Source organism: Sandaracinus amylolyticus (genome assembly GCF_021631985.1).
In the GTDB taxonomy this organism is placed as follows: Bacteria; Myxococcota_A; Polyangia; order Polyangiales; family Sandaracinaceae; genus Sandaracinus; species Sandaracinus amylolyticus_A.
In genome coordinates this window covers 2,362,407-2,384,928 of the sequence record NZ_CP070225.1, presented here as the reverse complement: position 1 = coordinate 2,384,928, position 22,522 = coordinate 2,362,407, and the positions used below count along the sequence as shown (strand labels likewise).

23 protein-coding genes are annotated in these 22,522 nt (G+C 72.1%); 4 read left to right on the top strand and 19 right to left on the bottom strand.

Translation table 11 applies throughout. The features are described 5' to 3' along the window. The first annotated feature begins 13 nt into the window (after window positions 1-13). Window positions 14-1,111, top strand: a complete 1,098-nt coding sequence (locus I5071_RS09790) for a serine/threonine-protein kinase (protein ID WP_236605153.1) — start codon at window positions 14-16, stop codon at window positions 1,109-1,111. A gap of 297 nt (window positions 1,112-1,408) precedes the next feature. Here I5071_RS09790 and I5071_RS09785 read toward each other — a convergent pair whose 3' ends face one another. The 9 genes from I5071_RS09785 to I5071_RS09745 all read right to left on the bottom strand — a co-directional run bounded on the left by I5071_RS09785 (window position 1,409) and on the right by I5071_RS09745 (window position 10,232). Continuing rightward, window positions 1,409-2,551 (bottom strand): DUF4185 domain-containing protein, encoded by a 1,143-nt coding sequence (locus I5071_RS09785; protein ID WP_236605152.1) that lies wholly within the window; start codon window positions 2,549-2,551, stop codon window positions 1,409-1,411. A 72-nt stretch (window positions 2,552-2,623) separates the two neighbouring features. Beyond that, entirely contained in the window at window positions 2,624-3,778 is a 1,155-nt protein-coding gene (locus tag I5071_RS09780) for a hypothetical protein (protein ID WP_236605151.1), read from the bottom strand. Further along, the gene (locus tag I5071_RS09775; RefSeq protein WP_236605150.1) at window positions 3,775-4,977 is read right to left on the bottom strand and encodes an acyl-CoA dehydrogenase family protein; all 1,203 of its coding nucleotides are present in this window, start codon (window positions 4,975-4,977) and stop codon (window positions 3,775-3,777) included. Before I5071_RS09775 ends, I5071_RS09780 begins: the two co-directional genes overlap by 4 nt. A gap of 6 nt (window positions 4,978-4,983) precedes the next feature. Next, window positions 4,984-5,787, bottom strand: coding sequence for an enoyl-CoA hydratase family protein (locus I5071_RS09770; protein ID WP_236605149.1), 804 nt, complete (start codon window positions 5,785-5,787; stop codon window positions 4,984-4,986). After that, on the bottom strand, window positions 5,784-6,182 hold the full coding sequence (locus tag I5071_RS09765; protein ID WP_236605148.1) for a RidA family protein: 399 nt from the start codon (window positions 6,180-6,182) through the stop codon (window positions 5,784-5,786). Before I5071_RS09765 ends, I5071_RS09770 begins: the two co-directional genes overlap by 4 nt. A 145-nt stretch (window positions 6,183-6,327) precedes the next feature. Further along, window positions 6,328-7,530: an RCC1 domain-containing protein gene (locus I5071_RS09760; protein WP_236605147.1), complete on the bottom strand. Its 1,203-nt coding sequence runs from the start codon at window positions 7,528-7,530 to the stop codon at window positions 6,328-6,330. Beyond that, window positions 7,527-8,582: a hypothetical protein gene (locus I5071_RS09755; protein ID WP_236605146.1), complete on the bottom strand. Its 1,056-nt coding sequence runs from the start codon at window positions 8,580-8,582 to the stop codon at window positions 7,527-7,529. Before I5071_RS09755 ends, I5071_RS09760 begins: the two co-directional genes overlap by 4 nt. Window position 8,583: 1 nt before the next feature. Next, window positions 8,584-9,567 carry a FecR domain-containing protein gene (locus I5071_RS09750; RefSeq protein ID WP_236605145.1) on the bottom strand — a complete coding sequence of 328 codons (984 nt, stop codon included), beginning with the start codon at window positions 9,565-9,567 and terminating at the stop codon, window positions 8,584-8,586. A gap of 65 nt (window positions 9,568-9,632) precedes the next feature. Then, complete coding sequence (locus I5071_RS09745; protein WP_236605144.1) at window positions 9,633-10,232, bottom strand: RNA polymerase sigma factor; 600 nt, start codon at window positions 10,230-10,232, stop codon at window positions 9,633-9,635. 176 nt (window positions 10,233-10,408) lie between these two features. Here I5071_RS09745 and I5071_RS09740 point away from each other — a divergent pair, with 176 nt between their 5' ends. Both I5071_RS09740 and I5071_RS09735 read left to right on the top strand, forming a co-directional pair. Then, window positions 10,409-10,750, top strand: coding sequence for a thioredoxin family protein (locus I5071_RS09740; protein WP_236605143.1), 342 nt, complete (start codon window positions 10,409-10,411; stop codon window positions 10,748-10,750). Beyond that, window positions 10,747-10,992, top strand: a complete 246-nt coding sequence (locus I5071_RS09735; RefSeq protein ID WP_236605142.1) for a DUF6952 family protein — start codon at window positions 10,747-10,749, stop codon at window positions 10,990-10,992. Before I5071_RS09740 ends, I5071_RS09735 begins: the two co-directional genes overlap by 4 nt. Before the next feature lie 548 nt (window positions 10,993-11,540). On the opposite strand, the gene I5071_RS09730 is transcribed toward I5071_RS09735, so the two are convergent. The 7 genes from I5071_RS09730 to I5071_RS09700 all read right to left on the bottom strand — a co-directional run bounded on the left by I5071_RS09730 (window position 11,541) and on the right by I5071_RS09700 (window position 19,654). Next, entirely contained in the window at window positions 11,541-13,358 is a 1,818-nt protein-coding gene (locus tag I5071_RS09730; RefSeq protein WP_236605141.1) for a GAF domain-containing protein, read from the bottom strand. A 219-nt stretch (window positions 13,359-13,577) separates the two neighbouring features. Then, window positions 13,578-14,750: a LysM peptidoglycan-binding domain-containing protein gene (locus I5071_RS09725; protein WP_236605140.1), complete on the bottom strand. Its 1,173-nt coding sequence runs from the start codon at window positions 14,748-14,750 to the stop codon at window positions 13,578-13,580. Between the two features lie 2 nt (window positions 14,751-14,752). After that, window positions 14,753-15,643: a tol-pal system protein YbgF gene (gene ybgF, locus I5071_RS09720; protein WP_236605139.1), complete on the bottom strand. Its 891-nt coding sequence runs from the start codon at window positions 15,641-15,643 to the stop codon at window positions 14,753-14,755. 54 nt (window positions 15,644-15,697) lie between these two features. Beyond that, window positions 15,698-16,492, bottom strand: a complete 795-nt coding sequence (locus tag I5071_RS09715) for a hypothetical protein (protein WP_236605138.1) — start codon at window positions 16,490-16,492, stop codon at window positions 15,698-15,700. 4 nt (window positions 16,493-16,496) lie between these two features. After that, the gene (locus I5071_RS09710) at window positions 16,497-17,465 is read right to left on the bottom strand and encodes a fatty acid desaturase family protein (protein WP_236605137.1); all 969 of its coding nucleotides are present in this window, start codon (window positions 17,463-17,465) and stop codon (window positions 16,497-16,499) included. 19 nt (window positions 17,466-17,484) lie between these two features. Further along, entirely contained in the window at window positions 17,485-18,330 is an 846-nt protein-coding gene (locus I5071_RS09705) for a fatty acid desaturase family protein (RefSeq protein ID WP_236605136.1), read from the bottom strand. A 343-nt stretch (window positions 18,331-18,673) separates the two neighbouring features. Next, the gene (locus I5071_RS09700) at window positions 18,674-19,654 is read right to left on the bottom strand and encodes an FKBP-type peptidyl-prolyl cis-trans isomerase (protein WP_236605135.1); all 981 of its coding nucleotides are present in this window, start codon (window positions 19,652-19,654) and stop codon (window positions 18,674-18,676) included. Between the two features lie 70 nt (window positions 19,655-19,724). Here I5071_RS09700 and I5071_RS09695 point away from each other — a divergent pair, with 70 nt between their 5' ends. Continuing rightward, the gene (locus tag I5071_RS09695) at window positions 19,725-20,447 is read left to right on the top strand and encodes a hypothetical protein (RefSeq protein ID WP_236605134.1); all 723 of its coding nucleotides are present in this window, start codon (window positions 19,725-19,727) and stop codon (window positions 20,445-20,447) included. On the opposite strand, the gene I5071_RS09690 is transcribed toward I5071_RS09695, so the two are convergent. From I5071_RS09690 to I5071_RS09680, 3 genes are read right to left on the bottom strand one after another with little or no spacing between them, the layout of a single operon-like run. Beyond that, complete coding sequence (locus I5071_RS09690; RefSeq protein WP_236605133.1) at window positions 20,448-20,699, bottom strand: hypothetical protein; 252 nt, start codon at window positions 20,697-20,699, stop codon at window positions 20,448-20,450. A gap of 3 nt (window positions 20,700-20,702) precedes the next feature. Further along, complete coding sequence (gene hemB / locus I5071_RS09685) at window positions 20,703-21,719, bottom strand: porphobilinogen synthase (RefSeq protein WP_236605132.1); 1,017 nt, start codon at window positions 21,717-21,719, stop codon at window positions 20,703-20,705. Next, window positions 21,716-22,429 carry a succinylglutamate desuccinylase/aspartoacylase domain-containing protein gene (locus tag I5071_RS09680; protein ID WP_236605131.1) on the bottom strand — a complete coding sequence of 238 codons (714 nt, stop codon included), beginning with the start codon at window positions 22,427-22,429 and terminating at the stop codon, window positions 21,716-21,718. Before I5071_RS09680 ends, hemB begins: the two co-directional genes overlap by 4 nt. Between the last annotated feature and the right edge of the window lie 93 nt (window positions 22,430-22,522).

Here is a 22,522-nt window from a genome sequence, read left to right as displayed (position 1 = left end):
TGACGCTCGGCGCGTGCCCGCCGACAACTCGCGCATCTCGACGAAGCTGCGGCGCGCGCCGACGCGCTACGTGCCGACGCAGCGCATCGCGGCGGGCGGCATGGCCGAGGTGTGGAAGGGGCTCGCGCACTTCGAGGGCGGCGACTCGTACCCGGTCGCGCTGAAGCGCGTGCTGCCCGAGCTCGCGTCGCAGGAGCTCTACCACTCGATGTTCATGGACGAGGCGCGGCTCGGGATGCAGCTGCGCCACCGCAACATCGTGCGGGTCTACGACGCGCGCGAGGTGCAGGGCTCGCTGATCATGGTGATGGAGCTCGTCGAGGGGACGACGCTCAAGGCGGTGCTCGATCGCGCGCACGCACGGGGCGCGTGCATGCCGGTCGCGACCGCGCTGTGGATCACGCGCGAGCTCGCGCACGGGCTCGCGTACGCGCACGAGGCGCAGGACGCGACGGGACGCCCGCTGCAGATCGTCCATCGCGACGTGTCGCCGCACAACCTGCTGCTCGGCAAGGACGGCGCGGTGAAGCTCGCGGACTTCGGGCTCGCCGACGCGAACGTGCACGAGACGCAGCTCGGCGGCGGGATGATGGGCGGCAAGCTCGGCTATCTCGCGCCGGAGATCATCCAGCAGCAGCCGACGACGCCGCAGATCGACGTGTTCGCCGCGGGGATCGTGCTGTGGGAGATGCTGTGCGGGCGCCGGCTCTTCCAGCGCGACGACGACGGCGCGACGGTGCGCGCGGTCGCGGCGTGCGAGGTGCCGCGGCCCTCGTCGATCAATCCGCGCATCCCGCGCGAGGTGGATCGGCTGGTGATCGAGGTGCTCGCGCGTGATCCCGCGAAGCGGACGCCGGGCGCCGAGGCGCTCGCGAGCGCGACCGACGAGCTGATCCGGTGGCTCGATCCGAAGGTGTCGACGAAGGACGTCGCGCTGGTGGTCGGGCTGCAGCTCGCGACCGAGCCGCCCAAGCCCACGAAGACGGTGCTGCCGCCCGCGCCGAACTTCCTCGCGGAGCTCGACACGCTCGCGGAGACCGCGAACGAGTCGGACTTCGGCGCGGCGCCGCTCGATCCCAGCCTGTTCGACGGCGGCCGGCGGCGGCGCTGAGCCGGATTCCGCGCCGATTCGGGCCCGGCGCCGCCGCGGAGCGCCGGTCGAGGCTCGGACGGGCCTCCCGGGACGTGCGCGGAGCGCCACACGAGCCTCGTCCGGCGCTCCTCGCACGTCGGAGGCGCGCCGGTCGGCCCCTGACCGGGGCTCCGAGGGTATCGGGGGTGCGCCACACGAGCCTCGACCGGTGCATCCCGGACGTCGCCGGAGCGTCGGTCGGCGCTCGGGCGCCGCGTCCCGCGCGTGCGCGGAGCGCTCCCCGAGGCTCGACCGGCGCTCCCCGCGCGTCGCGGGTCAGGGCAGCGACGCTCGGACCACGCGCGCCCAGTACCCGCGAGGGTCGCGCGCGCGGCGCTCGGGGCCGTCGGGGGACAGGGTGCCGATCGAGTAGCTCACGACGAGCTCGTCGGGGCGCAGCGGGTCGAAGAGCTCGACGTGGATGCCGGGCCCCGCGCAGTACGCGTCGGGGTCGCCTTCCGGGAGCTCGCAGTCGATCAGCGGGCGCGGCGCGGACCACGGGCCCTCGGGGTGATCGGCGCGCTGGATCTCGAGGCGATCGCCGAAGCCGATCGCGTAGACGTGGAGGAACCCGCGGCCCCGGGGATCGCGCACCACCGGCCCGCGGTGGGGGCCGCTGCCGAACACGCGGCGCGCTGCGCCCTCGCCCCAGCCACGCTCGCCGAGGGTGCGCCACGCGGTCCGATCGTCGATCGCGTCGCGCGGGGCGCGCGCGACGAAGCAGTCCTCCTCGAGCCACTCGGGCGGGCCGGGACAGCCGTACGCGTAGACGTGATCGCCGTCGGTGATCGCGGCGTCGCCGAAGTCCTCGGTGTCGGGATCGAAGAGCCACGCCGGGACGACGAAGCGCGCGCCCTCGCGACGCGCGAAGCCGACGCCCAGCGCGGTCACGCCGAAGCCGCCCGCGGGATCGAGCACCCATCCCCGCACGAGCAGGCGGGGACCGTCGATCGCGGCCTGCACGCCGACGATGTCGGCGCCCTCGGGGGTCTCGATCGCGGGCTCGAGCGATGCCGGCAGCGCGAGCGCGTCGCACCCGTCGGCGACGTCGACGAGCAGGTGGGCGCGCGCCTCGCCTTCGTGCTCGAGCGCGGGGAGCCACCACGCGCAGCGATCGCCCTGCGGGACCGCGATCGGCGCCTCGTGGACGATGTCCGCGGTGCCTTCGAGGGGGAGGCATCGATCGCTGCGCCACGGCGCGACGTGCTCGCGGGCACCTTCGGGACAGCTCCACGCGAGGGTCGGCTCGTCGCAGAGCGGAGGGACGAGCTGGAGCGGATCGCAGGGCGCCGCGCGGGTGACGCAGGTCGGGCGCGTGGTGGGATCACAGGCCGTGGCGCCGGCGTCGTCGACCCGCTGGTGCGACGCGTGACAACCGGACGCGAGCGCGAGCACGACGATGCACAGCGAGTGGCGCACGGGGCGATGCGCTGAGCATGCCGTGTGCCCGCGTGTTCTCGTGGGAATTCTCGCGGGACCTGTGCCCGCGATTCACGGTGAGTGCCGGAGGCCCTGCGCGGTGACGAGGAAGAGCGCGCTGGTGATCCGATGCGGGGCGCGTGCGGCGTCGTCGGTCGCGCGCGTGGCGAGCGCGGCGCGTGCGCTGGGCGTCGCGGCGTAGAGCGCGTCGCGGTGGGGGATCGCGGCGAGGAACGGCGAGCCGAGCTCGGGCGCGAGCACGTCGTGCAGCGTGGGCAAGAGCAGGCGCGCGGAGTCGAGGCCGTCGCCGGTGCGCGCGATCACCATCGCGCCCTCGGCGGTCTCGACGCGCGCGAAGCGCGCATTCGCGGAGCGCGCCGCGAGGTTCTCGAGGGCGAGTCGGATCGCGTCGTCCTCGCCGAGCCCCCATCCCTCGAGCTCGCGCCCGCGCACGAAGCGGGAGCGGCCTTCGTACGCGAGCACCAGCGAGAGGCGCACGTCGTTCGGGAGCACGCGCGAGAAGAGCGCGGCGCTCACGTCTGCCGCGAGCTCCGGCGCGACGACGCGAGGAAGAAGGCGCGCCGCGGCCTCGTCGCGATCCACCGTCGTGCCCTCGCCGCCGGGCAACATCGAGACGAGCTTCGCGACGGCCTGCTCCACCGCGGCAGGTCCCTGCCCTTCGCTCGCGTCGATGGTGCGCGCGAGATCGACCTCGACGTCCCCCTCGAGCCAGAGCCGGCGATCGAACCGATCGCGCACCGCGAGGTCGGGGCGCTTGGTCTCGAGCAGGCGCTCGAACACCAGCGCAGCGCGGCCGACTCCGTCTTCTCCGCGCGCCTCGCGCTCGGCGCGCGCGACCTCGGCGATCAGCACGTCGCGCGCGGCGGGCGCGTCGAGCGCGGCCTCGATCGCGGCGAACGGATCGAAGAAGCCACGCGCACCGACGCGCACGCGATGGGCGCCGTCGCGCGAGGCGTGACCGCCCTCCCCCACGTGATCGAGGAGCACGAGCGCGAGCAGCGCGCCCGCGCCCTCGACGAACGCGCTCTCGTCGCGCGCCGTCGCGTCCTCGCGCTCCGCGAACCGATCGACGCGACGCGCGAGCCACGCGAGCGCAGAGGCGCCGCGTGGAAGTGGAGGCTCGCCGGCGTCGCGCTCGCGCGCGAGGAAGCGCTCGGCCGCGCCGAGCAATGGACCCGCGTCGCGGACGGCGCGGATCCAGCTCAACGCAGGACCTCGCGCGCGACGAGGAGGCGCTGCACGTCGGACGCGCCCTCGTAGATGCGCAGCGCGCGCACGTCCTCGTAGAGCCGCGTGACGATCGATCCGTGCAGCACGCCGCGCCCGCCGTGGAGCTGCACCGCGCGATCGATCACGCGGAACGCGGCCTCGGTCGCGATCAGCTTCGCCATGCTGCCGGTGCGCGCGACGCGGCTGCGCTGCTCCGCGTCCCCCGGCTCGAGCTGCGCGGCGAAGTCGGCCTGAGCCGCGGCGCGATAGACGAGCAGGCGCGCGGGCTCGAGGTCGCACGCCATGTCGGCGATCTGGAGCTGCACCGCCTGCAGGTCCGCGAGCGGTGCGCCGAACTGCCTGCGCGCCTTCACGTGCGCGACGGTCTCGTCGAGCGCGCGCTGCGCGAAGCCGAGCGCCGCGGCCGCGACGGTCGGGCGGAACTTGTGGAGCGTCTCGAGCGCGACCGCGAGGCCGTCGCCTTCTTCGCCGATGCGGTTGGCGATCGGGATGCGCACCCCGCGCAGCTCGAGCGCACCGATCGGGTGACCGCCGAGGACGTGCATCGGTCGCGTCTGCACGCCCGGGGTCGCGGCGGGGACGACGAACGCGCTGAGGCGACGCTTGGCGCCAGGCGGCGCGGTGGCCGCGAAGAGCGTGTAGAAGTCGGCGATCCCCGCGTTGGAGATGAAGACCTTCGTGCCCTCGAGCACGTACGCGTCGCCGTCGAGGCGCGCGGTGGTGGTGATGCCGCCGAGGTCCGAGCCCGCGTCTTCTTCGGTGAGCGCGAACGCCGCGATCGCCTCGCCGGCGGCGACCTTGGGGAGCCACGCGCCACGCAGCGCGTCCGAGCCCCGCGCGACGATCGGGTAGCCGCCGAGGCCCTGCATCGCGAACGCGAGCTCGACCAGCGGCGAGGCGTGACCGAGGCGCTCGCGCGCGAGGCAGAGCGCGTCGGAGCGCACCCGCTCGTAGGTGCCGCCGAATTCGGCGGGCACGGTGAGCCCGAGCAGGCCTCGCGCGCCGAGCAGCCGCACGACCGCGACCAGCGCGGCGCTCGCATCCTTCGCGCGGAGCTCGGTCGCGACCGCGTCGTCGACCAGCGAGCCCGCGCTCGACCACGCCTGCGCGATCACGTCGGCGTCGACGAACGCGCGCTCGAGGACCTCGTCACTGCAGATCGGGACGCGGACCATGTTCGTTCACCTTTCGAACCGAGGCGCGCGCTTCTCGACCCACGCGTCGTAGGCCTCGCGGAAGTCCGGGTGCTGCATGCAGATCGCCTGAGCCTGCGCCTCGGCCTCGATGCCCGTCGCGAAGTCCACGTGGGCCTCGTAGTCGAGCATCTTCTTGGTCATCGCGTGCGCGAACGCGGGCCCGTCGGCGATGGTGCGCGCGAGCTTCTTCGCGTCGGCGAGCACGTCGGTGCTGACGCGATTGAACAAGCCGATGCGCTCGGCGCGCTCCGCGTCGACGAACTCGCCGGTGAGGAGGAGCTCGCTCGCGCGCCCGTGGCCGACGATGCGCGGGAGCAGCCACGACGCGCCCATGTCGGCGCCGCTGAGGCCGACCTTGGGGAAGAGGAACGCGATGCGCGCGTCGGGCGCGGCGTAGCGCACGTCCGACGCGATCGCGATCACCGCACCGGCGCCGCACACCACGCCGTGGAGCGCGGTGATCACCGGGGCGCGGCACTGGTGGATCGCGGCGACGAGCGCGCCGGTCATGCGCGTGAACTCGAGCAGCCCGCGCATGTCGCGCGAGAAGAGCTCGCCGATGATGTCGCGCACGTCGCCGCCCGAGCAGAAGCCGCGCGGCCCTTGGCCGTGCAGGAGGATCGCGCGCACCTCGCGCATCTCCGAGAACGCGCGGAACGCATCGCGCAGCGCGGCGTAGCTCGCGAAGGTGAGCGCGTTGATGCGATCCGGGCGATCGAGGGTGACGGTGAGCACTCCGTCCTCGAGCGCGAGTCGGAAGCCTTCCTGCTTCAGCTGATCGATCGTCACGGGATCACCGCCGTCGCTTCGATCTCGACCTTCGCGCGATCCTCGAGGAGCGCAGCGACCTGCACGAGCGCCATCGCAGGATAGTGCTTGCCCATGCGCGCACGGTACGACGCGCCGATGGTCTTCGCCGCTGCGATGTACTCGTGCTTGTCGGTCACGTAGATCGTGAGTCGCCCGACGTGCTCGGGCGCGCCGCCGGCCTCGCGCACCACGTCGAGCACGTTCGCGAGCGCGAGATCGAACTGCGCCGCGAGCTCGTCGCTCGGGAAGTGGCCTTCGCGATCCCAGCCGATCTGTCCGGCGACGAAGAGCACGCGGCCGTTCGCGGGGAAGAGCAGGCCGTTGGAGTACCCGCGCGGCGGCGCGAGCGATGCGGGGTTGATGACGTCCGGCACGCGGCGACCGTATCGAGCCGCGATCGCGCGCTCAAGAGCGCGCCCTCATAGCCCGTCGAAAATCGGCTCGCCCGCCGGTCCCTACCGTCCGCGCGCTCCGCGCGCTCCCGTCCGGGACCGGCGGGACGAGCACTCCGGTAGGGACTCACTCCACGCCGATGCCCTGCACCTCGGTGAAGACGTTGCGGCGCTCGGGATCGCCGACACCGAGCCGTCCGTCGCCGTTCTCGCCGGTGCACCACACGCTCCCATCGGTGCGCTGTGCGCAGGTGTGGAACCAGCCGACCGAGACGCGCGCCCAGTCGGTGCGATCGTCGACCCGCGTCGGTCGATTGCGATCGTCGATGTCGCCGACGCCGAGCTGGCCCTCGGCGTTGCGACCCCAGCACCACAGCGACCCGTCGTCCTTCACACCGCAGGTGTGGAACACGTAGGTCGCGATCTCGCTCCACCCCGCGTCGATGCGCGTGGGCACGTCGAATTGCGAGCCTCGCGTGATCCCGATCTGTCCCGCGAAGTCGGCGCCCCAGCACCAGAGCGTGCCGTCTCGTTCGATCGCGCAGGTGTGGCTCATGCCGCACGCGAGCTCGGCCCAGTCGACCTCGGTGCCGACGCGCGTGGGCTCGCGCAGCTGCAGCGGCACCCCCGTGCCGAGCCCGAGCTGGCTCTCGGTGTTGCGGCCCCAGCACCACAACGATCCGTCGGTCGCGATCGCGCACCCGTGGCCCTGCCCGGTGCACACGTCGCGGAAGCGCAGCTCCGACGCGACGCGCTGGGGCGTGAGCCCGTCGGGACCGGGATAGCCATCGGCGCGCGCGAGCTGGCCCTCGACGTTCGCGCCCCAGCACAAGAGCTCGCCGCCCTCGATGATCGCGCAGACGAACTCGCGCGACGCGCGCACCACGAGCGGCGCACCGGGGAGCGGCACCTCGGCGGGCGAGCGACGCGGCTCGCGATCGCCGAGCCCGAGCTGACCGAGCTCGTTCGTCCCCCAGCACCACACCGAGCTCTCGCGCATCCCGCAGGTCATGCCCTGCCCGGCCTCGATGGCGCGCCAGTCGCTCGCCGCTCCGACCCGCGCAGGAACGAGGCGATCGCCGCTCGGTCCGGTGCCGAGCGCGCCCTCGGTGCCGTCGCCCCAGCACCACAGCGATCCACCGACGATCGCGCACGAGTGCGCGCCGCCTGCCGACACGTCGCTCACGCCGGGCATCGGCATGCGGCCATCCTCGCGCGGCACCTGCGCGTCGATCTCCGGCGGCGTGGTGCCGGCGTCGTCGGGCCCCAGCACCCGCGCGGACTCGACGCATCCTGCGAGCATCAGCAGCGCGAGCGCGCACCACCTCACGGCAGCACCTCCACGGCGAAGCTCAGCGCGGCGTGGATCTCGAGCCCGGTGAGCCCGACGACCACGCCGCGATCGTCGATCGCCTCGCGCCCGAGGATCGGCACCCCGAGCCCGAGCGCGACGCCGAGCTCGCTGCGATCGATGGCGAGCGCAGCGCGCAGGCCGGCGCGCGCCATCACCACCGCACCGGCCGCGTCCTGCGCGATCGATCCACCGTTCGCATCGGCCTCGAAGCTCAGCCATCCGGCGCGCGCGACGACGAACGCCTCGAGCCGCACCGGGCTCGGCGCCGACACCAGCAAGAACACCGGACCGAGCTCACCGCCGAGCATCCAGCTGCGCACGACGCCGCGCGCGCTCTCCTCGTCGAGCCCGACCCGCGCACCGAGACCGAGCTCGAGCCCCACGCGCTCCGCGAGATAGAGCCGCACCGTCAGATCGCCGCCGAAGAGCGTGAGCCCGCCGAGGTATCCCTCGACCGCGCCGCGCGCGCCGAGCGAGAGCGCGGGGCGCGGCAGCGGCGGAGAGAGCGCGGCCGCGAGGCGCTCGTCGACGATCGGCGCGATCACGCGCTGCTCGACGTACGCCTCGACCGCAGGGGGCGGCTCGATCGCGGGCGGCGGCGCGTCCGCGATCGCCAGCTCGGCCCAGCTCGCGCGCAGGAGCTCGTCGGCGCCCGCCGCGATCGCGACGCTCCATCCGTCGCTCGGCACGCGCGTGAGATCGACCGCGCGCTCCACGTGCTTGCCGGTGATCACGTCGTCGATGCGCACCAGACACGCAGGCGCGCTCTCGCTCGGCGCGGTCACGCGCACCGTCGCGACCACGCGCTCGGCTCCGTCCTCGGCGTGCACCAGCTCGAGCCCCTGCGCGCGCAGCGCCGCGTCGAGATCGGCGCGCACCGCGAGCCGCAGCGCGTCGGGCCACTCGCCCTCGAGCCCGAGCTCGACGCGCGGCGCGGGCTCGCGAATCTCCTCCTGCGCGAACGCGACGGCGCCGGCGATCAGCTCGATCGCCAGCGCCGTGGCCCAGATCGTCGCCGCGCGCCGCACGTTACTCGGCGCAGCGACCCTCGACCTGCGCGCGGTGCACGCCCTCGGGATAGGCGCGCACGTAGCGCTCGCGCGCCGTGCGACACCGCGCGTCCTGACCCGTCTCGTCGTACGCACGGACCAGTCTCGCCATCGCGTCCTCGCGGAACACGCCCGCGGAGATCGCGCGCTCGAGCGGCTCGATCGCGCCTCGCTCGTCGCCCAGCGAGTCCATGCGGATGCGCGCGAGCTCGAACGCAGCGAGCCCCGCGTGCCCGTCGCGCGGATGACGCCGCAGCAGCTGCTCGTACGCGCCCGCGGCCTCGGCGTCGCGTCCCTCGCGACGCGCCTCGCGCGCGGACTCGAAGAGATCGTTCGCGCTCGGTCCCTCGCGGCGCGGGCGCTCGCGATCCGTCGTCTCCTCGATCGCGTCCTCGCTCGGCACCGCGACGTCCTCGTCGCGCGCCACCGCGTCGCCCGACCACGTCTCGCCCGCTGCGAGCTGGTGCACCGCGCGTCCGGTGTGGACGTCGACGCGACCGCGCGTGACGTGGACCGCCACGCGAGACGCCTCGCTCGCCACCGAGAAGCGCGTGCCCACGACGACGACCTCGACCTCGCCCGCCGCGACCACGAAGCGACGTCCTTCGTCGCGCGCGACCTCGAACGTCGCGCGGCCGTGGCGCAGCGCGAAGCGCACGTCGCGCCCCTCTGCTTCGGTCGCCTCGAGCCGCGTCGAGGGATCGAGCGCGATCTCCGATCCATCGGCGAGCCGCACGTCGATCGGCGCTGGTCCGCTCTCGATCACGGCGCCTGGGGTCGACGACACGGTCGCGCCCGCGACCGTCGTGCCCGGACCGATCGGAGCCTCGCGAGACATCACGAACACCGCGATCGCCGCGGCGATCGCGATGACCGACGTGCCCCCGATCCACCACCCCCAGAGGCTCCCGCGGCGATGCCCGCGTCGCTCGCGGATGGTGGACCACTGCTTCTCGAGCTTCACGTCGTCGAGCGGTGGCTCGACCCACTTCGCCAGCGATCTCGGCGGCGGTAACGGCTCCGGCGCGCTCATCGCTCCCCTCCCACTGCGAGTCGCTCGCTCAGCTTCGTCTCCGCAGCGTCCAGCCGCCGCTTCACCGTCGCCAACGAGAGCCCCATCTGCTCCGCGATCTCCGCGAGCTGCAGCCCCTCGACCCGACGCAGCACCAGCGCGATGCGCGACTCGGTCGGCAGCTCGTCGAGCAATCGATACATGGCGCGCAGCTCCGACTGCACGTCGGGCGGCGCCGACGACGAGATCACCGCGTCGACATCCACCGGCTCGCGGCGCACGAGGCCGAGGCGCAGCTTCAGTCGCTTGCGGCGCAGCCGCTTGTGCGCCGTGCGGATCGTGATCGATCCGATCCAGCTCCCGAACGCGGCGGGCTCGGTCAGTCGATCGAGCGCGTCGAGCGCCTGGATGAAGACGTCCTGGACGAGATCCTCGACGTCGGGATCGCCCGGCATCAGTCGCCACGCGAGGCCGTTCACCATGCGCGCGTACCGCCGGTAGAGGGCCTCCTGGGCCCACGCTTCTCCAGCGCGCGCCGCGACCACGAGGGCCGCGTCCGACGGCCCGGAGCCGGACTGGGTCCGAGTCTGGGCGCGCTGACGTACGTCGTCGGGCACGGCGGCATGGTAGCGGCTCTCCGGGCCGGGTTTCGTCATCGTTCGTACCGCGACGTCGAGAGAACGGCTCACACGATGTTCCGGGGAGCAGAGAGTGCTCCGCCGCCACGTGGCGAATCACCACGCGTGATGTGCGCTCGTTGACGTGGCTGCGCACTGGGTGCAGGAACGTGGCCATGGCGGTCGAAGACCTGGACGACACGACGTTCGCGCAGATGCTGGCGGACGCCGACATGGCGGTGGTGGACTTCTACGCGGGCTGGTGTGGGCCCTGTATGTTGTTCAAGCCGAAGTTCGCGCGGCTGAGCGACGAGTACCCGCACGTGAAGTTCTTCGTGTGCGATGGCGAGCGAGCGCCGGAGTCGCGCAAGACGGTCGAGATCCCCGGGCTTCCGTTCTTCGGGCTCTACAAGAACGGGAAGCTGGTCGACGGCTTCACGACCGCGAAGGAAGCGGGCTTCCGCGAGCGCCTCGAGCAGCACTTCGGCAAGGGCCCCGAGGGCGGCGGCGTCGAATGAAGCCCGCGGAGGCGCGCAGGCTCGCGGTCGAGCACACGATCGTGGACCTCGGGCACGCGGCGGAGGCGCTCGCGGAGGAGCTGGATCCACCGTTCCGCGTCGAGGGCGACGATCACGGCGAGAAGCTCACGCACGTGCTGCTCGCGCAGCGGATCCGAGAGCGCATCGACGGCGGTGAAGACGTCAAGGACGCGTTCCGCCACGTGATGGCTGGGGTGCGCGGCGTCTTGACCAACGAGTGACTGAGGAGGCTTCGGCGAGAGGCGCGTGGTGGTGGGTCCGCCGCGCGGGTGCTCGCGGGCTGCTGCACGGAAGGGCGCGAGCGTCGGGGAGCGGTGGTCGCATCGCGGCGCGCGCTTCGCGCCGCTCGCCGCGATGCTGCGATCACGCTGTGGTCGGCCTCTGCGAGCCCCCGTCGCACGAGCGCGTCGGACCCACCACCACGCGCCCGGTACCGCGGTTCTGCCGCCTTGCTGGGTGAGGCTGAGGAGGCTCGCGACCGATCCGCGCTGTTCGCGCGGCTCGGACGCTCGCGGGTAGCAGCGCGCGGCGATGCCGCGCGACTGGAGCCGATCGGGGCGGAGTGAATCGGTGCCGCATCGTCTCGCGCGGACGCTCCGCGAAGCGGAGAGGCCGGGCGGGAGGATGTCGGCCGGACGGCGGATCGATTTGCGCAGCGCTCGCGTGCGGCGGAGCGGTCGTCCCCCGCAGCCATGCGGTCACCGAGCTCGACTCCGGCCCCGACCGGGTCCGGGTCCCGAAAGCGACCCGGACCCCGACCCCGACCCGGTCAAGCAGCAGCGTCTTCGCGGGCGGCGTCTTCGTGCTGGGGGAGCGTCATGCGGAACACGGTGCGGCCGGGCTCGCTCTCGACCTCGATCGTGCCGCCGTGGTCGTCGACCACCTTGCGCACGATCGCGAGGCCGAGGCCGGTGCCGCCTTCCTTGCCGTGCGTCGTGAAGCTCTCGAACAAGCGCTCGCGGATCTCTTCGGGAATGCCCGGGCCGTCGTCGCGGCAGGAGATCAGCAGCGCGTCGTCCTCGGTCCGACGCTCGACGCGGATCGTGAACGTCCCGCCGCGTCGCCGCGCGTTGGGCGCGCCGATCGCCTCCGCGGCGTTGCGCGCGAGGTTGTGCACCGCGCGCTGGATCTTGTGCTGGTCGAACCTCGCGACGCCGCGATCGAGCAGCTCGAGCTCGATGCGGATGCCGCGCCCCTCGAGCTCGCGCGCGACCTGATCGCGCAGCTCCTCGAAGAAGCTCTTGAGGTAGACCTTCCGCACCCAGAGCGAGCGATCGCCGCGCGCGAACGCGAGCGTCTCGCGCGTCATCGCGTTCATCAGCTCGATCTGCTTGAGCACCGACTGCGCGAAGCGCTCGCGCATCGCGCGATCGTCCTCGGCGACCAGCTCGCGCACGTACCCCGCGATCACCGTGAGCGGCGCCTTGAGGTCGTGCAGCACGCCCGAGAGCAGCTGGCCGATCGTCGACAGGCGCTCCTGCTTGTCGCGACGCTCGCGCGCGTTCGCGAGCTGGATCGCGGTCGAGACGTGGCTCGCGATGACCGTGGCGAGGCGCACGTCGTCCTCGGTGAACGAGTCGCGCCCCGCGTTCTTGTTGAGCAGCTCGAGCGCGCCCTCGCCGTCCTCCCAGACGAGCGGCACCGCGAGCACCGAGCGCGGGTGGTAGCCGACGCGATCCGACACGTCGCGGTAGTGCCGCACTCCGTCGGGCGACGAGTGACGATCGACGTCGTTCACCACGCGCGGCTGCTTGTGCTCGACGACCCAGCCGCAGATGCCGGTGCCGCGCGGGATGCGCATGCGCGTGACCTTGTCGGGCGCGCCGCCCACCGCGCAGCGGAACTCGAGATCGCCGCTCGTCTCGTTCGCGATCAGGACCGAGCCCGCCTCGGCGTCGACCGCGCGCACCGCGCGCTCGAGCACGGTGCGCAGGAGATCGTCGAGGCGCGTCGCACCGGCGGACGCCATCGAGATCTCCATCAGCGCCTCGAGCTCGCGGACCTTTCGCTCGAGCTGCTGCTTCGTCTCGAGCAGCTCCATGTTCTTCTGGATCGTCGAGACGAAGAACTTGTTGTTCTCGATCGTGACCGCGGCCTGCGCGGCGAGCGCGCTCGCCATCGCCTCGTCGTCGCCGTCGAACGCGCCGTAGCGCTTGTTCAGCACCTGCACGACGCCGAGCGGACGCCCGAGCCGGTTCTTCATCGGCACGCAGAGCACGTTGCGCGTGCGGTAGCCGGTGATGCGATCCCACGTCGGATCGAAGCGCTTGTCCGAGTACGCGTCCGCGATGTTCAGCGGATGGCCGCTGCGCGCGACCCAGCCCGCGATGCCCTCGCCCACCGCGAGCCGGATCTCGTGTCGATCGTCGCTCGCGAGCGGATCACGCGGCCCGCTCCCGCCGAAGCTCTGCGCGACGCGCGAGACGAGCTGCTGTCCGTCGTCCTCGAGCAGGTAGATCGTCGAGCGATCGGCCTCGAGCACCTGGGTCATGCGATCGACGACGAGCTCGAGGATCTCGTCGAGGCTCAACATCGCGCCCGCAGCAGCGCCGATGTCCTGGAACGCTCGCAGGCGCGCGTGCTCCACGGCGAGCGCCTCCCGCAGACCCGCGATCTCTTCGGACGGGGTCGCGAGAGGGCGCCTTCGGCCGTTCTCGTCGCGCATCCGCGACAGCCTCCCACGGATGAGGCACGAGTTTCAACGGACGCGCGTGCTCGCACGCGGGTGCCAACGAGCGTGCGCAAGCGCAGTCGAGCATGGACCGGAGCACGCGCGTGCACGCCACCGTGCGCGCGCGATTGAAGCTCAGTATCCGCGACGGAGCTGCGCGCGATCGCCGATCGCGATCGGCACCGTCGCGCGCGTGACGAGGAGCCCCGCGCTGTGCGGGCGCAGCGAGACGACGCGCGCCTCGGCGATCACCTCGTCGGGGTACTCCTCGGGCTCCGACGGCGGATCCACCGTGGCGGCCTGGCGCTGCGCCTCGGCGAGCTCCTCGCGCCACTGATCGCCCGCACGCACGAGGAAGAAGCGATGCCCGATGCGCACGCCCGCTTCTTCGCCGACCGGCACGAACACGATCTGCTGATCGCCGACCAGCTCGGTCGGGTTGAGCGCTGCGACGATCTCGGTGTCGAGATCGATCTCCGATCGCGCGGGCGGCACGACCTCGAAGCGACGCGGGAGCGCAGCGACCTGGTAGCCGCGCTCGATCGGATCGAGCGCTTCGATGATCGTCGCGCGCGCGGTGCGTCGATCGGGATCCCACGAGTCGATGCGGACCGCGCCGAGGATGCGCACCAGCGTGCCCTCTTCGCCGGGCGTGCGCTGTCCCGCCTCGATCGCGCGGAAGATCGTGTACTCGCCCTGCGGCGCGGTCTGCCCCTCGGGCAGTCGATCGAAGCGCACGTACGCCTGATCGAACGGCGAGAGCATCATGTGATCGTCGGGCGATCCGACGATCTCGCCCGCGGTCTCGAGCGCGTCCTCGTCGAGCCAGCCCTGCTCGCGCAGGAACACGGTGCCCGTCTCGACGCCTCGCCGCACCACCACGCGCGAGCCGCGCGTCGGCGCCGCGATCGTCGTGGGCGTGCCCTCGGGGAGCAGGCGCACCGACTGATCGGGATAGATCCAATGCGGGTTCGTGATCTCCGGGTTGTACGACCACACGCGCGGCCACTCGTACGGGTTGCCGTAGAAGTGCCCGGTGATGTCCCAGAGCGTGTCGCCGCGACGGACCGCGTAGCTCGGCGGGATCTCGCGCGGGGCGATCTGCCCGAGCCGCATGCCCTGGCCGCTGCGCGTCGCCTCGTCGAGCGAGCTCGGACCGCCGCGGCTCGGCGCGCGCGACGAGCTCGAGTCGTCGCCGACGTCGACCCAGTAGTCGTCGTCCTGCGCGCGGACGCGCTCGGGCGAGGCGACGAACGTCGCGCCGGAGAGCGCGCCGAGCAGCAGAACGCGCTCGATCCTGCGGCGCATGATCACGTTTCCTCCCGCGACGCCAAGCGCGCCGCGACACTGTCGGGGTATTGCTCGCGCACGCGGCGGAAGTGCTCGCGCGCACGCTCGAGATCACCGAGGCGCTCGTAGGAGACGCCGATGCGCAGCAGCGCGTCGGGCACCTTGTTGCCGTCGGGGTAGCGCACGAGGAGCGCGCTCCAGAGCTCGATCGCGCGGCGGTACTCGCGGCGCGCGAACGCGATCTCGCCTTGCCAGAAGAGCGCGTTGTCCGCGTAGGGATGCGAGGGATGCGCGTCGGCGAACGCGCGCAGGCTCGCGAGCGCATCGTCCCAGCGGCGCGCCTCGACGAGCGCGAGCGCGGCCCGATACGCGCGCACGATCGGATCGTCCTCGCGCGGCTGTGGGTCGACGCGCGGCGCGACGATCACCGGCTGATCGGGGATCGCGGGCACCTCGGGCGTGGTCATCACCGGAAGGCGCCCGAGCGCGGCGACCTCGGGCGGAGCCGGCACGATCGGCGGCGCGGCGGGCCCGGGGATCGCGGCGCGCGGAGGACCGTAGAGACGCAGCACCGGGCGCGACCCACCGGCGATCGGCGCGCTCTCCGGCGCACGCTCGCCGTCTTCGCCGGGCTCGATCTCGACGTGGATCTCGGGAGAGATCGCCGCGGTGTCGAGGCGCGTGCGGTCGCCTCCGATCGTCACCGTGTCGCGCGGGATCGTGCGCGTGGCCTCGAGCTCGGTGCGCAGCACGCGGACCTCGGCGCGCTGCGACGCGAGATCCGCCTCGAGCGCACGGATGCGCTCCTCGTCCGCGCGCGCGACCGCCGTCGTCGACGACGATGCAGCGGCAGGCGCGCCTCCGCACCCCACGAGGAGCGCGGCGACGGCGAGCAGACGGCGATGGCGCATCGGCGCGATCGTAGAAAGCCGCGGCGACGCGGATCAAGAAAAGCGGATCGCGGCTCAGACCGGGCGCTGCCAGACGCCGGTCACGAGGCGCTCCGGCGGGATGCGCGCCGCGTCGCGCACCGCGGTGCCGATCGGCTGGATCGCGAGGAAATACGCGACTCCGAGCACGCCGCCGAGGGTGCTGATCGTGCCGAGCACCGGCGGCCAACACGCGATCAGGCTCACCACGGCGCACGAGAGCACGGTGAGCACCGCGAAGCCCGCGAGCAGCGCCCGCTTGCGGGTGCACTCCGCGACCGGATCGAGCGTCGCGAGCCGCATCACACCGTCCGCACCGCGATGCACCCAGACGCGCGCGCCGTGCTCGACGCGCTGCTCGAGCGTCGACACACAGCCCTTGTTCGTCGACGCGCAGGACCACGCGCGCTCGAAGTCGCTCTCGTTGCGCGCCGCGGGCGCATCGGCGCGCAGCCAGATCTCGACCGACTCGCCGCGCGCCGGCGCCACGTCGAGCATCTCGCCCGCGTCGGTGCGCACCACCCCGCCGAAGATCTCCTCGTCGACACCGCGCTCGGTGAAGAGGATCCGATCGGGCCCCGAGATCGTGAGCGCGCGCCCCATCTGCTCGACGTGACGCACCGCGATCGCGCCGTCGGGGCCACGACCTTCCGCGACCACGCCGCTCGCCAGCGTCCCGTCACGACGCCCCGCGATCATCGTCGCGCGCAGCGCCCCGAGCGCGCTCCGCTGCTGCCACGCCGCGGCGGCGATCAGCAACGTGTTGACCCAGAGGATCCCGAGCGCGAGCACGCCGAGCCACTCGTAGGGCACTGCGTCGAGCGGGCTCACGCGATCACTCCGCGAGGCTCGCGGCCTCGGCCTCGGCGAGACGCTCCGCGCGCGGCGCGAGCACCGACGCGATCTCCGCCTCGCGCTCCTTCGCGGCGTCGCGATCGATCGAGCGCGGGATGCCGAGCACGAACGCGCGCACGAGGTACCAAGTCATGCTCGGCTCGTCGAGCGCGGGATCCACACGTCCCGCGCACTCCTTGCGATGCACCTCGTGCAGCACCGACCAGTGCAGCCCCGCGCGGTTGTGATGGATCGTGTGGTAGCCGTTGTTGCACATGATCCAGTTGAAGAAGCGACCGACGAAGTTGCGCGAGTGGTTCCACTCGCTCTTCGTGTCGCAGCCGTCGTGCTGGATCAGGTTGATGCGCAGGATCCCGCGCGCGCCCCAGAGCTGCGGGATCAGGATGAAGAACAGCGTCGTCCAGAAGTCGAGCGCGAAGAGCACGCCGGTGAGCCCGAACGCGAACACCTGCTCGATCAGGTACTGACGGCGGAAGTCCTTCTGGCGCGTGGTCGTGGCCCAGCGCGAGACGCCGTTGAACGTGTTGGGCCCGACGACGTTCGGGAAGTGGATCAGGTTCAGCAGCGGCCACGAGAAGCGCGCGGTGCGCTGGTAGTACTCGTAGGGATCGGCCCAGTCCGGCTGTCCGTCGTCGTCGAAGTGATGGTGGACGAGGTTGTGCGACGCGATGTTCGCGCTCGCCGGGTACAGGCTGCCGAAGCTCAGCACGCAGCGGAACGCGCGGTTGAGCGCCTTCGACTTGAAGATGCCCTTGTGCAGGTGGTTGTGGATCACCACCGCGTTGAGGAACGAGAAGTAGCAAGCGAGCGCGAGGAACACGAGGTTGCGGCACGCGGGCACGAGCCACATCGAGAAGAGCAGCGCCCAGTAGACGACGACGATCCCGATCTGCCGTCGATCCGCGCGATGGTGCAGGAGCCAGGTCTCTTCCGAACGGCGCGCCGACATCGCTCGCTCCCCGTGCGCCTCAGGCGGCTTCCGCCTCGTCGCGCTCGCCCTGCGCGGTGGGCTCGCTGCGCTCGCGGACGGGCATGCGCATCGGGTTGAACAGCATCGCCATCTTGTGGTGATTGCCGTGATAGAAGATGCCGAAGAACATTCGATTGAGGATCCAGAAGATCCCGTGATCGAGGTTCGCGGGCTCGATCGGGCCGTCCGCCTTGTGCGCGTTGTGCCCGGCCCAGTTGAAGAAGATCACGAAGAGCGCCGCGAGGAAGAACGCGGGCAGGTACAGCACGAAGAACATCGGCGCGCCGAGCAGCGTGAGCCAGCCGAAGAGCAGCGCGACGCCGCTGACGAACGAGAGCGCCGAGCGGATCTTCTCGTGGCGGCGGGTCTCCGGGGTCTCGCCGTAGAGATCGAAGTACTGCTGCTGGAGCTGCTTCTCGACGTTGATGAGCGTGTTCCACGCGTAGCGCCAGTAGTGGCGCTCGGCGGGATGCGGATCACGCTCGGGGTCGTCGGAGTAGCGGTGGTGCCGGCGGTGGACGATCTCCCACGACGCGAACTTCGTCAGCACGATCACGCCGCAGATCTCGCCGACGATGCGGTTGATCGACTTCGGGAAGTTCCCGTGCGACGCGTTGTGGATGAACACGTGCGCCATGATCACGACGTAGGTCGCGACCGGGAGCATCAGCGGGAGCCACCACGCGAAGTCCTGCACCGGCGAGCGCCAGCCGCTGGCGTGCAGCGTCGCGACGAAGGCGAGCGCGCACACGAGGTAGACGGCGTCGTAGACGAAGTAGAAGTTCGGGGAGCGCTTGAACTGCGCGAAGGGCAGCGTGGTGAGCGTGGTGGCGATGACGTTCACGACGAGCAGCTCCCCCTCCGGTGGCGCGCACTCGCGCGCGTCTTCGGCCCGCACCCTACCCCAATGGGCAGCAAACCGGCGACCCGACTAGCACATCCGATTCCGCAGGTCACGCGTCGGGAACGAGAGGGGTTTCGGCGAATTGCGTGCACGCACGACCATCCCGGCGTGGACTGGCGTTCTCGCTGCGTGCGTATGCTTCACACCGATCGTGCCCAATTGGCGCACTGGCACACACGGATGCGTGCCAGTCAGGGTGCCAATCGGCGCAGACACCAGAAACACGAAAGCCGAGCCGCGGAGGACCGCGGGCTCGGCTCGTTCGTGATGCGTCGGCGGAAGCTCAGTCGAGGATGCGCAGGAGCTCGACGTCGAACACCAGCGTGCCCTGGGGGCCGGGGCGCCCTTCGTACGCGAGGCTCGCGGGGATCCAGAAGCGGCGCTTCTCGCCCTCGACCATCAGCTGCACGCCCTCGGTCCAGCCCGGGATCACGCGGTTCAGCGGGAACTGCGCGGGCTGGCCGCGGGTGACCGAGCTGTCGAACATCTGACCGTCGGTGGTCCAGCCGCTGTAGTGCACCTCGACGCGGCTCGTCTCGCTGGGATGACGCGTGCCGGTGCCGGGACGCAGCACGCGCGACGCGAGGCCCGATGCGGTGCGCTGCGCGGTGCGCGGCGCTTCGGCGACGTCCTCGGGCACCGCGGGGGGCTCGGGCGCGTGCTCGAGCGAGAGCAGCTCGACGTCGAACACGAGCGTGCCCTGCGGGCCGGGGCGCCCTTCGTACGCGAGGTTCGCGGGGATCCAGAAGCGACGCTTCTCGCCCTGCACCATCAGCTGCACGCCCTCGGTCCAGCCGGGGATGACGCGATCGAGCGGGAACGTCGCAGGCTCGCCGCGGGTGACCGAGCTGTCGAACATGCGGCCGTCGGTGGTCCAGCCGGTGTAGTGCACGGTGACGCGATCGCGCGGGCCGGGATGATCGGTGCCGGTGCCGCGCTGGATCACCTTCGACGCGAGGCCCGATGCGGTGCGCTCGGCGTCGGCGGGCGCCGCGGCGACGTCGGCGGGCGCGGGCAGGCCCTCGGGCTCCTCGGGCTCGGGACGCGCGGGGCGGGCGTGGGGATCGGCGGCGTGCGGGTCGTGCCCGTGCGGATCGCGGGCGGCGTGCGGATCGCGCGCGGCGTGCGGATCGCCAGGCGCGGCCGCGCCTTCGCTGGGGCGGAACTGCGGCTCGTCGCGATCGCATGCGGCGAGCGCGGCGGTGCTCGCACCAGCGAGCGCGAGAGCGATGGAGAGGGCGCGGATCCCGTGCGTGCCGTTCATTGCGAGGCGTCGTACCCGAGCACGTCGGGCTTGTCGAGCGTGCCCAGAGCGGTGTCATACTCGCGCGGAGATGAGCGCGACCCGAGCCGAGATGGTGCTGCTGCGCGAGGCGCTCGAGGGCGTGGTCGCACCGGAGGTCGCCACGGCGCTGCTCTTCGACGCGCTCGAGATCTCGGGACGGAAGCCCCCACGCTCGCTCGAGGAGACGCGCTCGTTCGCGGAGCAGGCCCTCGCGGAGGCGGTGCGCCGCAAGGTGCGCCCCGAGGACGCGTCGCAGATCCTGCAGATCATCGACGATCTGTTCGAGCGGGCGATCGAGGGCGACGGCGTCGCGGTCGACGTCGAGGTCGATCACGAGGCGTGGGAAGGCGCGAGCGATCCCACGGCCACTGCACAGATGGCGGTGGTGCAGAAGCCGGTGCCCGTCGTCGTGCTCGGTGCGAGCGATGCGTTCGCGGAGCGGCTCACCGCGTGCCTCGGCGAAGACCGGGTGTACGCGGTGCCGGTCGTGGACGAAGCGGCGTTCCGCAAGGCGGTGTTCGCGTACTCGCCGCTCATCGTGCTGATCGACGCGACCTCGCCCGCCGCGGTGGAGCCGCGCGCGCTGACCGCGATGCTGCGCGGCGTGCCGCTGAGCGCGATGCCGGTGGTGTGGGGCTCGGAGAGCGGTTGGGGGCGCGCGGTGCTGCCGGGCCTCGAGGACGCGGGCGTGCCGCTCGTCACGTTGCGTCGCGAGGAAGGGATCGAGCCGCTGCTCGATCTCGTGCTCGCGCGCTTCCGTGGCGATGCGTGATCAGACCGGCGCGTCGAGCTCGACGCGCTCGTCGATCACGAAGTTCGGAACGCCGTTCTCGACGAGGTAGGCGACCTTGCGATCCGTCGTGAGGAACGCGCCCTCGAACGCCGGGATCGCGTGGCCGTCGCGGCGTCGCGCGCGGCCGGCGTCGATCGCGCCGCGCAGCTTCGCGAGGTCGGCCTCGCTCGCGCGCGAGAGCGGCTTCCGCGTCTCGGGATCGGCGAGCATCTCGAGCAGATGGGGCTGCATGGCTCAGCTCCTCTCGTAGGGATCACGCGCGAGCCGCTCGGCGACCTCGAGCGCGGCGTAGGTGAGGATCGCGTCGGCGCCCGCGCGCTTGAACGAGACGAGGCTCTCGACGATCACGCGGTCCCAGTCGAGCCAGCCGTTCTGCGCGGCGGCGCGCATCATCGCGTACTCGCCGCTCACCTGGTACGCGAACGTCGGCGCGCCGAACTCGTCCTTGATGCGGCGGATCACGTCGAGGTACGGCATGCCCGGCTTCACCATCAACATGTCCGCGCCCTCTTCGAGATCGAGCGCGACCTCGCGCATCGCTTCGTCGAGGTTGGCGGGATCCATCTGATAGGTGCGCTTGTCGCCCTTGCCGAGGTTGCCCTTGCTGCCGACCGCGTCGCGGAACGGGCCGTAGAACGCCGACGCGTACTTCGCGGCGTACGAGAGCACGCGTACCTTCTGGTGCCCCGCGCGATCGAGCGCGTCGCGCACGCGACCGATGCGGCCGTCCATCATGTCCGAGGGCGCGATCACGTCGCAGCCCGCGTCGGCCTGCACCAGCGCCTGCTGCTCGAGCACCGCGACGGTCTCGTCGTTCACGACGTAGCCGTCGCGCACCAGGCCGTCCTGGCCGTGCGTGGTGAAGGGATCGAGCGCGACGTCGCAGATCACGCCGAGCTCGGGGCACGCTTCCTTCACGGCGCGCACCGCGCGGCACACGAGGTTCTCGGGGTTGATCGCCTCTTCACCGTCGAGCGTCTTCTTCGCGGGATCGATCACCGGGAACACCGCGATCGCCGGCACGCCCGCGTCGTACGCGCGGCGCGAGACGCTCAGGAGGTGATCGATCGAGTGGCGCGAGACGCCGGGCATCGACGCGATCGGCGCCTCGGCCTCGGGCGCCTCGTGCACGAACACCGGCCAGATCAGATCGCTCGCCGAGAGGTGCGACTCGCGCACGAGACGGCGGCTCCACACGTCGCGTCGGTTGCGACGAAGGCGGGTACGAGGGAACGCGCCGAACGTGCTCATGCCTGCTCTCCGGGGCTGAAGGGGAGGACGCCGACGTCGTCGAGCAGGAGGCGCACGACCTCGCGCTGCATCGCGACGCGACGCGCGAGATCGAAGCCCATCCACGTCTCGACGCAGATGCCGAGGCACCCGATCGCGTCGACGATCACCTCGGTCGACGAGGTCGCGACCGGGTAGTGCTGCGGGGCCCAGTGCTCCTCGTCGGAGGCGCGCGACGCGTTGAGGCGGTCGACGACGCGACCGATCGTCGCGGGCATCGGATCGACACCGTAGACGAGGGTCTGGCCGAACGAGGGCTTCACCTCGGGGTGGTAGCGCTTCTGGCTCTCGTGGAGCGTGCACACCATCGCGGGGCGCTCGTCGAGCACGAGATCCATGAACGTGCGCGCGAGGCGCTTCTCGCGCTCGGGCGCGGCACCGTCGCCGGGGAACTGTCGGTTGAGATCGAGGCCGGCCCAGTCCCCGCGCGGCGGGCACGCGCGGACGCGCGCGCGGTACGCGGCGGGGTTCATCACCGGCACCACGATCAAGCGGCCTCGCGCGGGGCGGAGCCCGTCCTCGAGCAGCTCCTCGAGCGCGTGCACGCCGGCGATCTCGTCGCCGTGGATGCCCGCCTGCACGAGCGCGGTGGGCCCGGGGGCGTTCGCGTCGAAGACGTGGGCGTAGACGTTGGGAGCGAGCTCGTGGAGACCTGCGGAGAGCCGAGCCATCGGAGGGCGCAGCGTAGCACCGCGGGCGCGCGGGTCGCGGCGCGCGTGCGACCATTCGCCGCGCCACGCTCGACATGCGGCGTGGGCCGCGCA

Coding starts and splice junctions, on each gene's coding strand:
- I5071_RS09680 (WP_236605131.1), bottom strand. CDS start 22,429: ATGGCTCGGCTCTCCGCAGGTCTCCACGAGCTCGCTCCCAACGTCTAC.
- I5071_RS09710 (WP_236605137.1), bottom strand. CDS start 17,465: ATGTCGGCGCGCCGTTCGGAAGAGACCTGGCTCCTGCACCATCGCGCG.
- I5071_RS09735 (WP_236605142.1), top strand. CDS start 10,747: ATGAAGCCCGCGGAGGCGCGCAGGCTCGCGGTCGAGCACACGATCGTG.
- I5071_RS09740 (WP_236605143.1), top strand. CDS start 10,409: ATGGCGGTCGAAGACCTGGACGACACGACGTTCGCGCAGATGCTGGCG.
- ybgF (WP_236605139.1), bottom strand. CDS start 15,643: ATGCGCCATCGCCGTCTGCTCGCCGTCGCCGCGCTCCTCGTGGGGTGC.
- I5071_RS09775 (WP_236605150.1), bottom strand. CDS start 4,977: ATGGTCCGCGTCCCGATCTGCAGTGACGAGGTCCTCGAGCGCGCGTTC.
- I5071_RS09700 (WP_236605135.1), bottom strand. CDS start 19,654: ATGAACGGCACGCACGGGATCCGCGCCCTCTCCATCGCTCTCGCGCTC.
- I5071_RS09695 (WP_236605134.1), top strand. CDS start 19,725: ATGAGCGCGACCCGAGCCGAGATGGTGCTGCTGCGCGAGGCGCTCGAG.
- I5071_RS09725 (WP_236605140.1), bottom strand. CDS start 14,750: ATGCGCCGCAGGATCGAGCGCGTTCTGCTGCTCGGCGCGCTCTCCGGC.
- hemB (WP_236605132.1), bottom strand. CDS start 21,719: ATGAGCACGTTCGGCGCGTTCCCTCGTACCCGCCTTCGTCGCAACCGA.
- I5071_RS09690 (WP_236605133.1), bottom strand. CDS start 20,699: ATGCAGCCCCATCTGCTCGAGATGCTCGCCGATCCCGAGACGCGGAAG.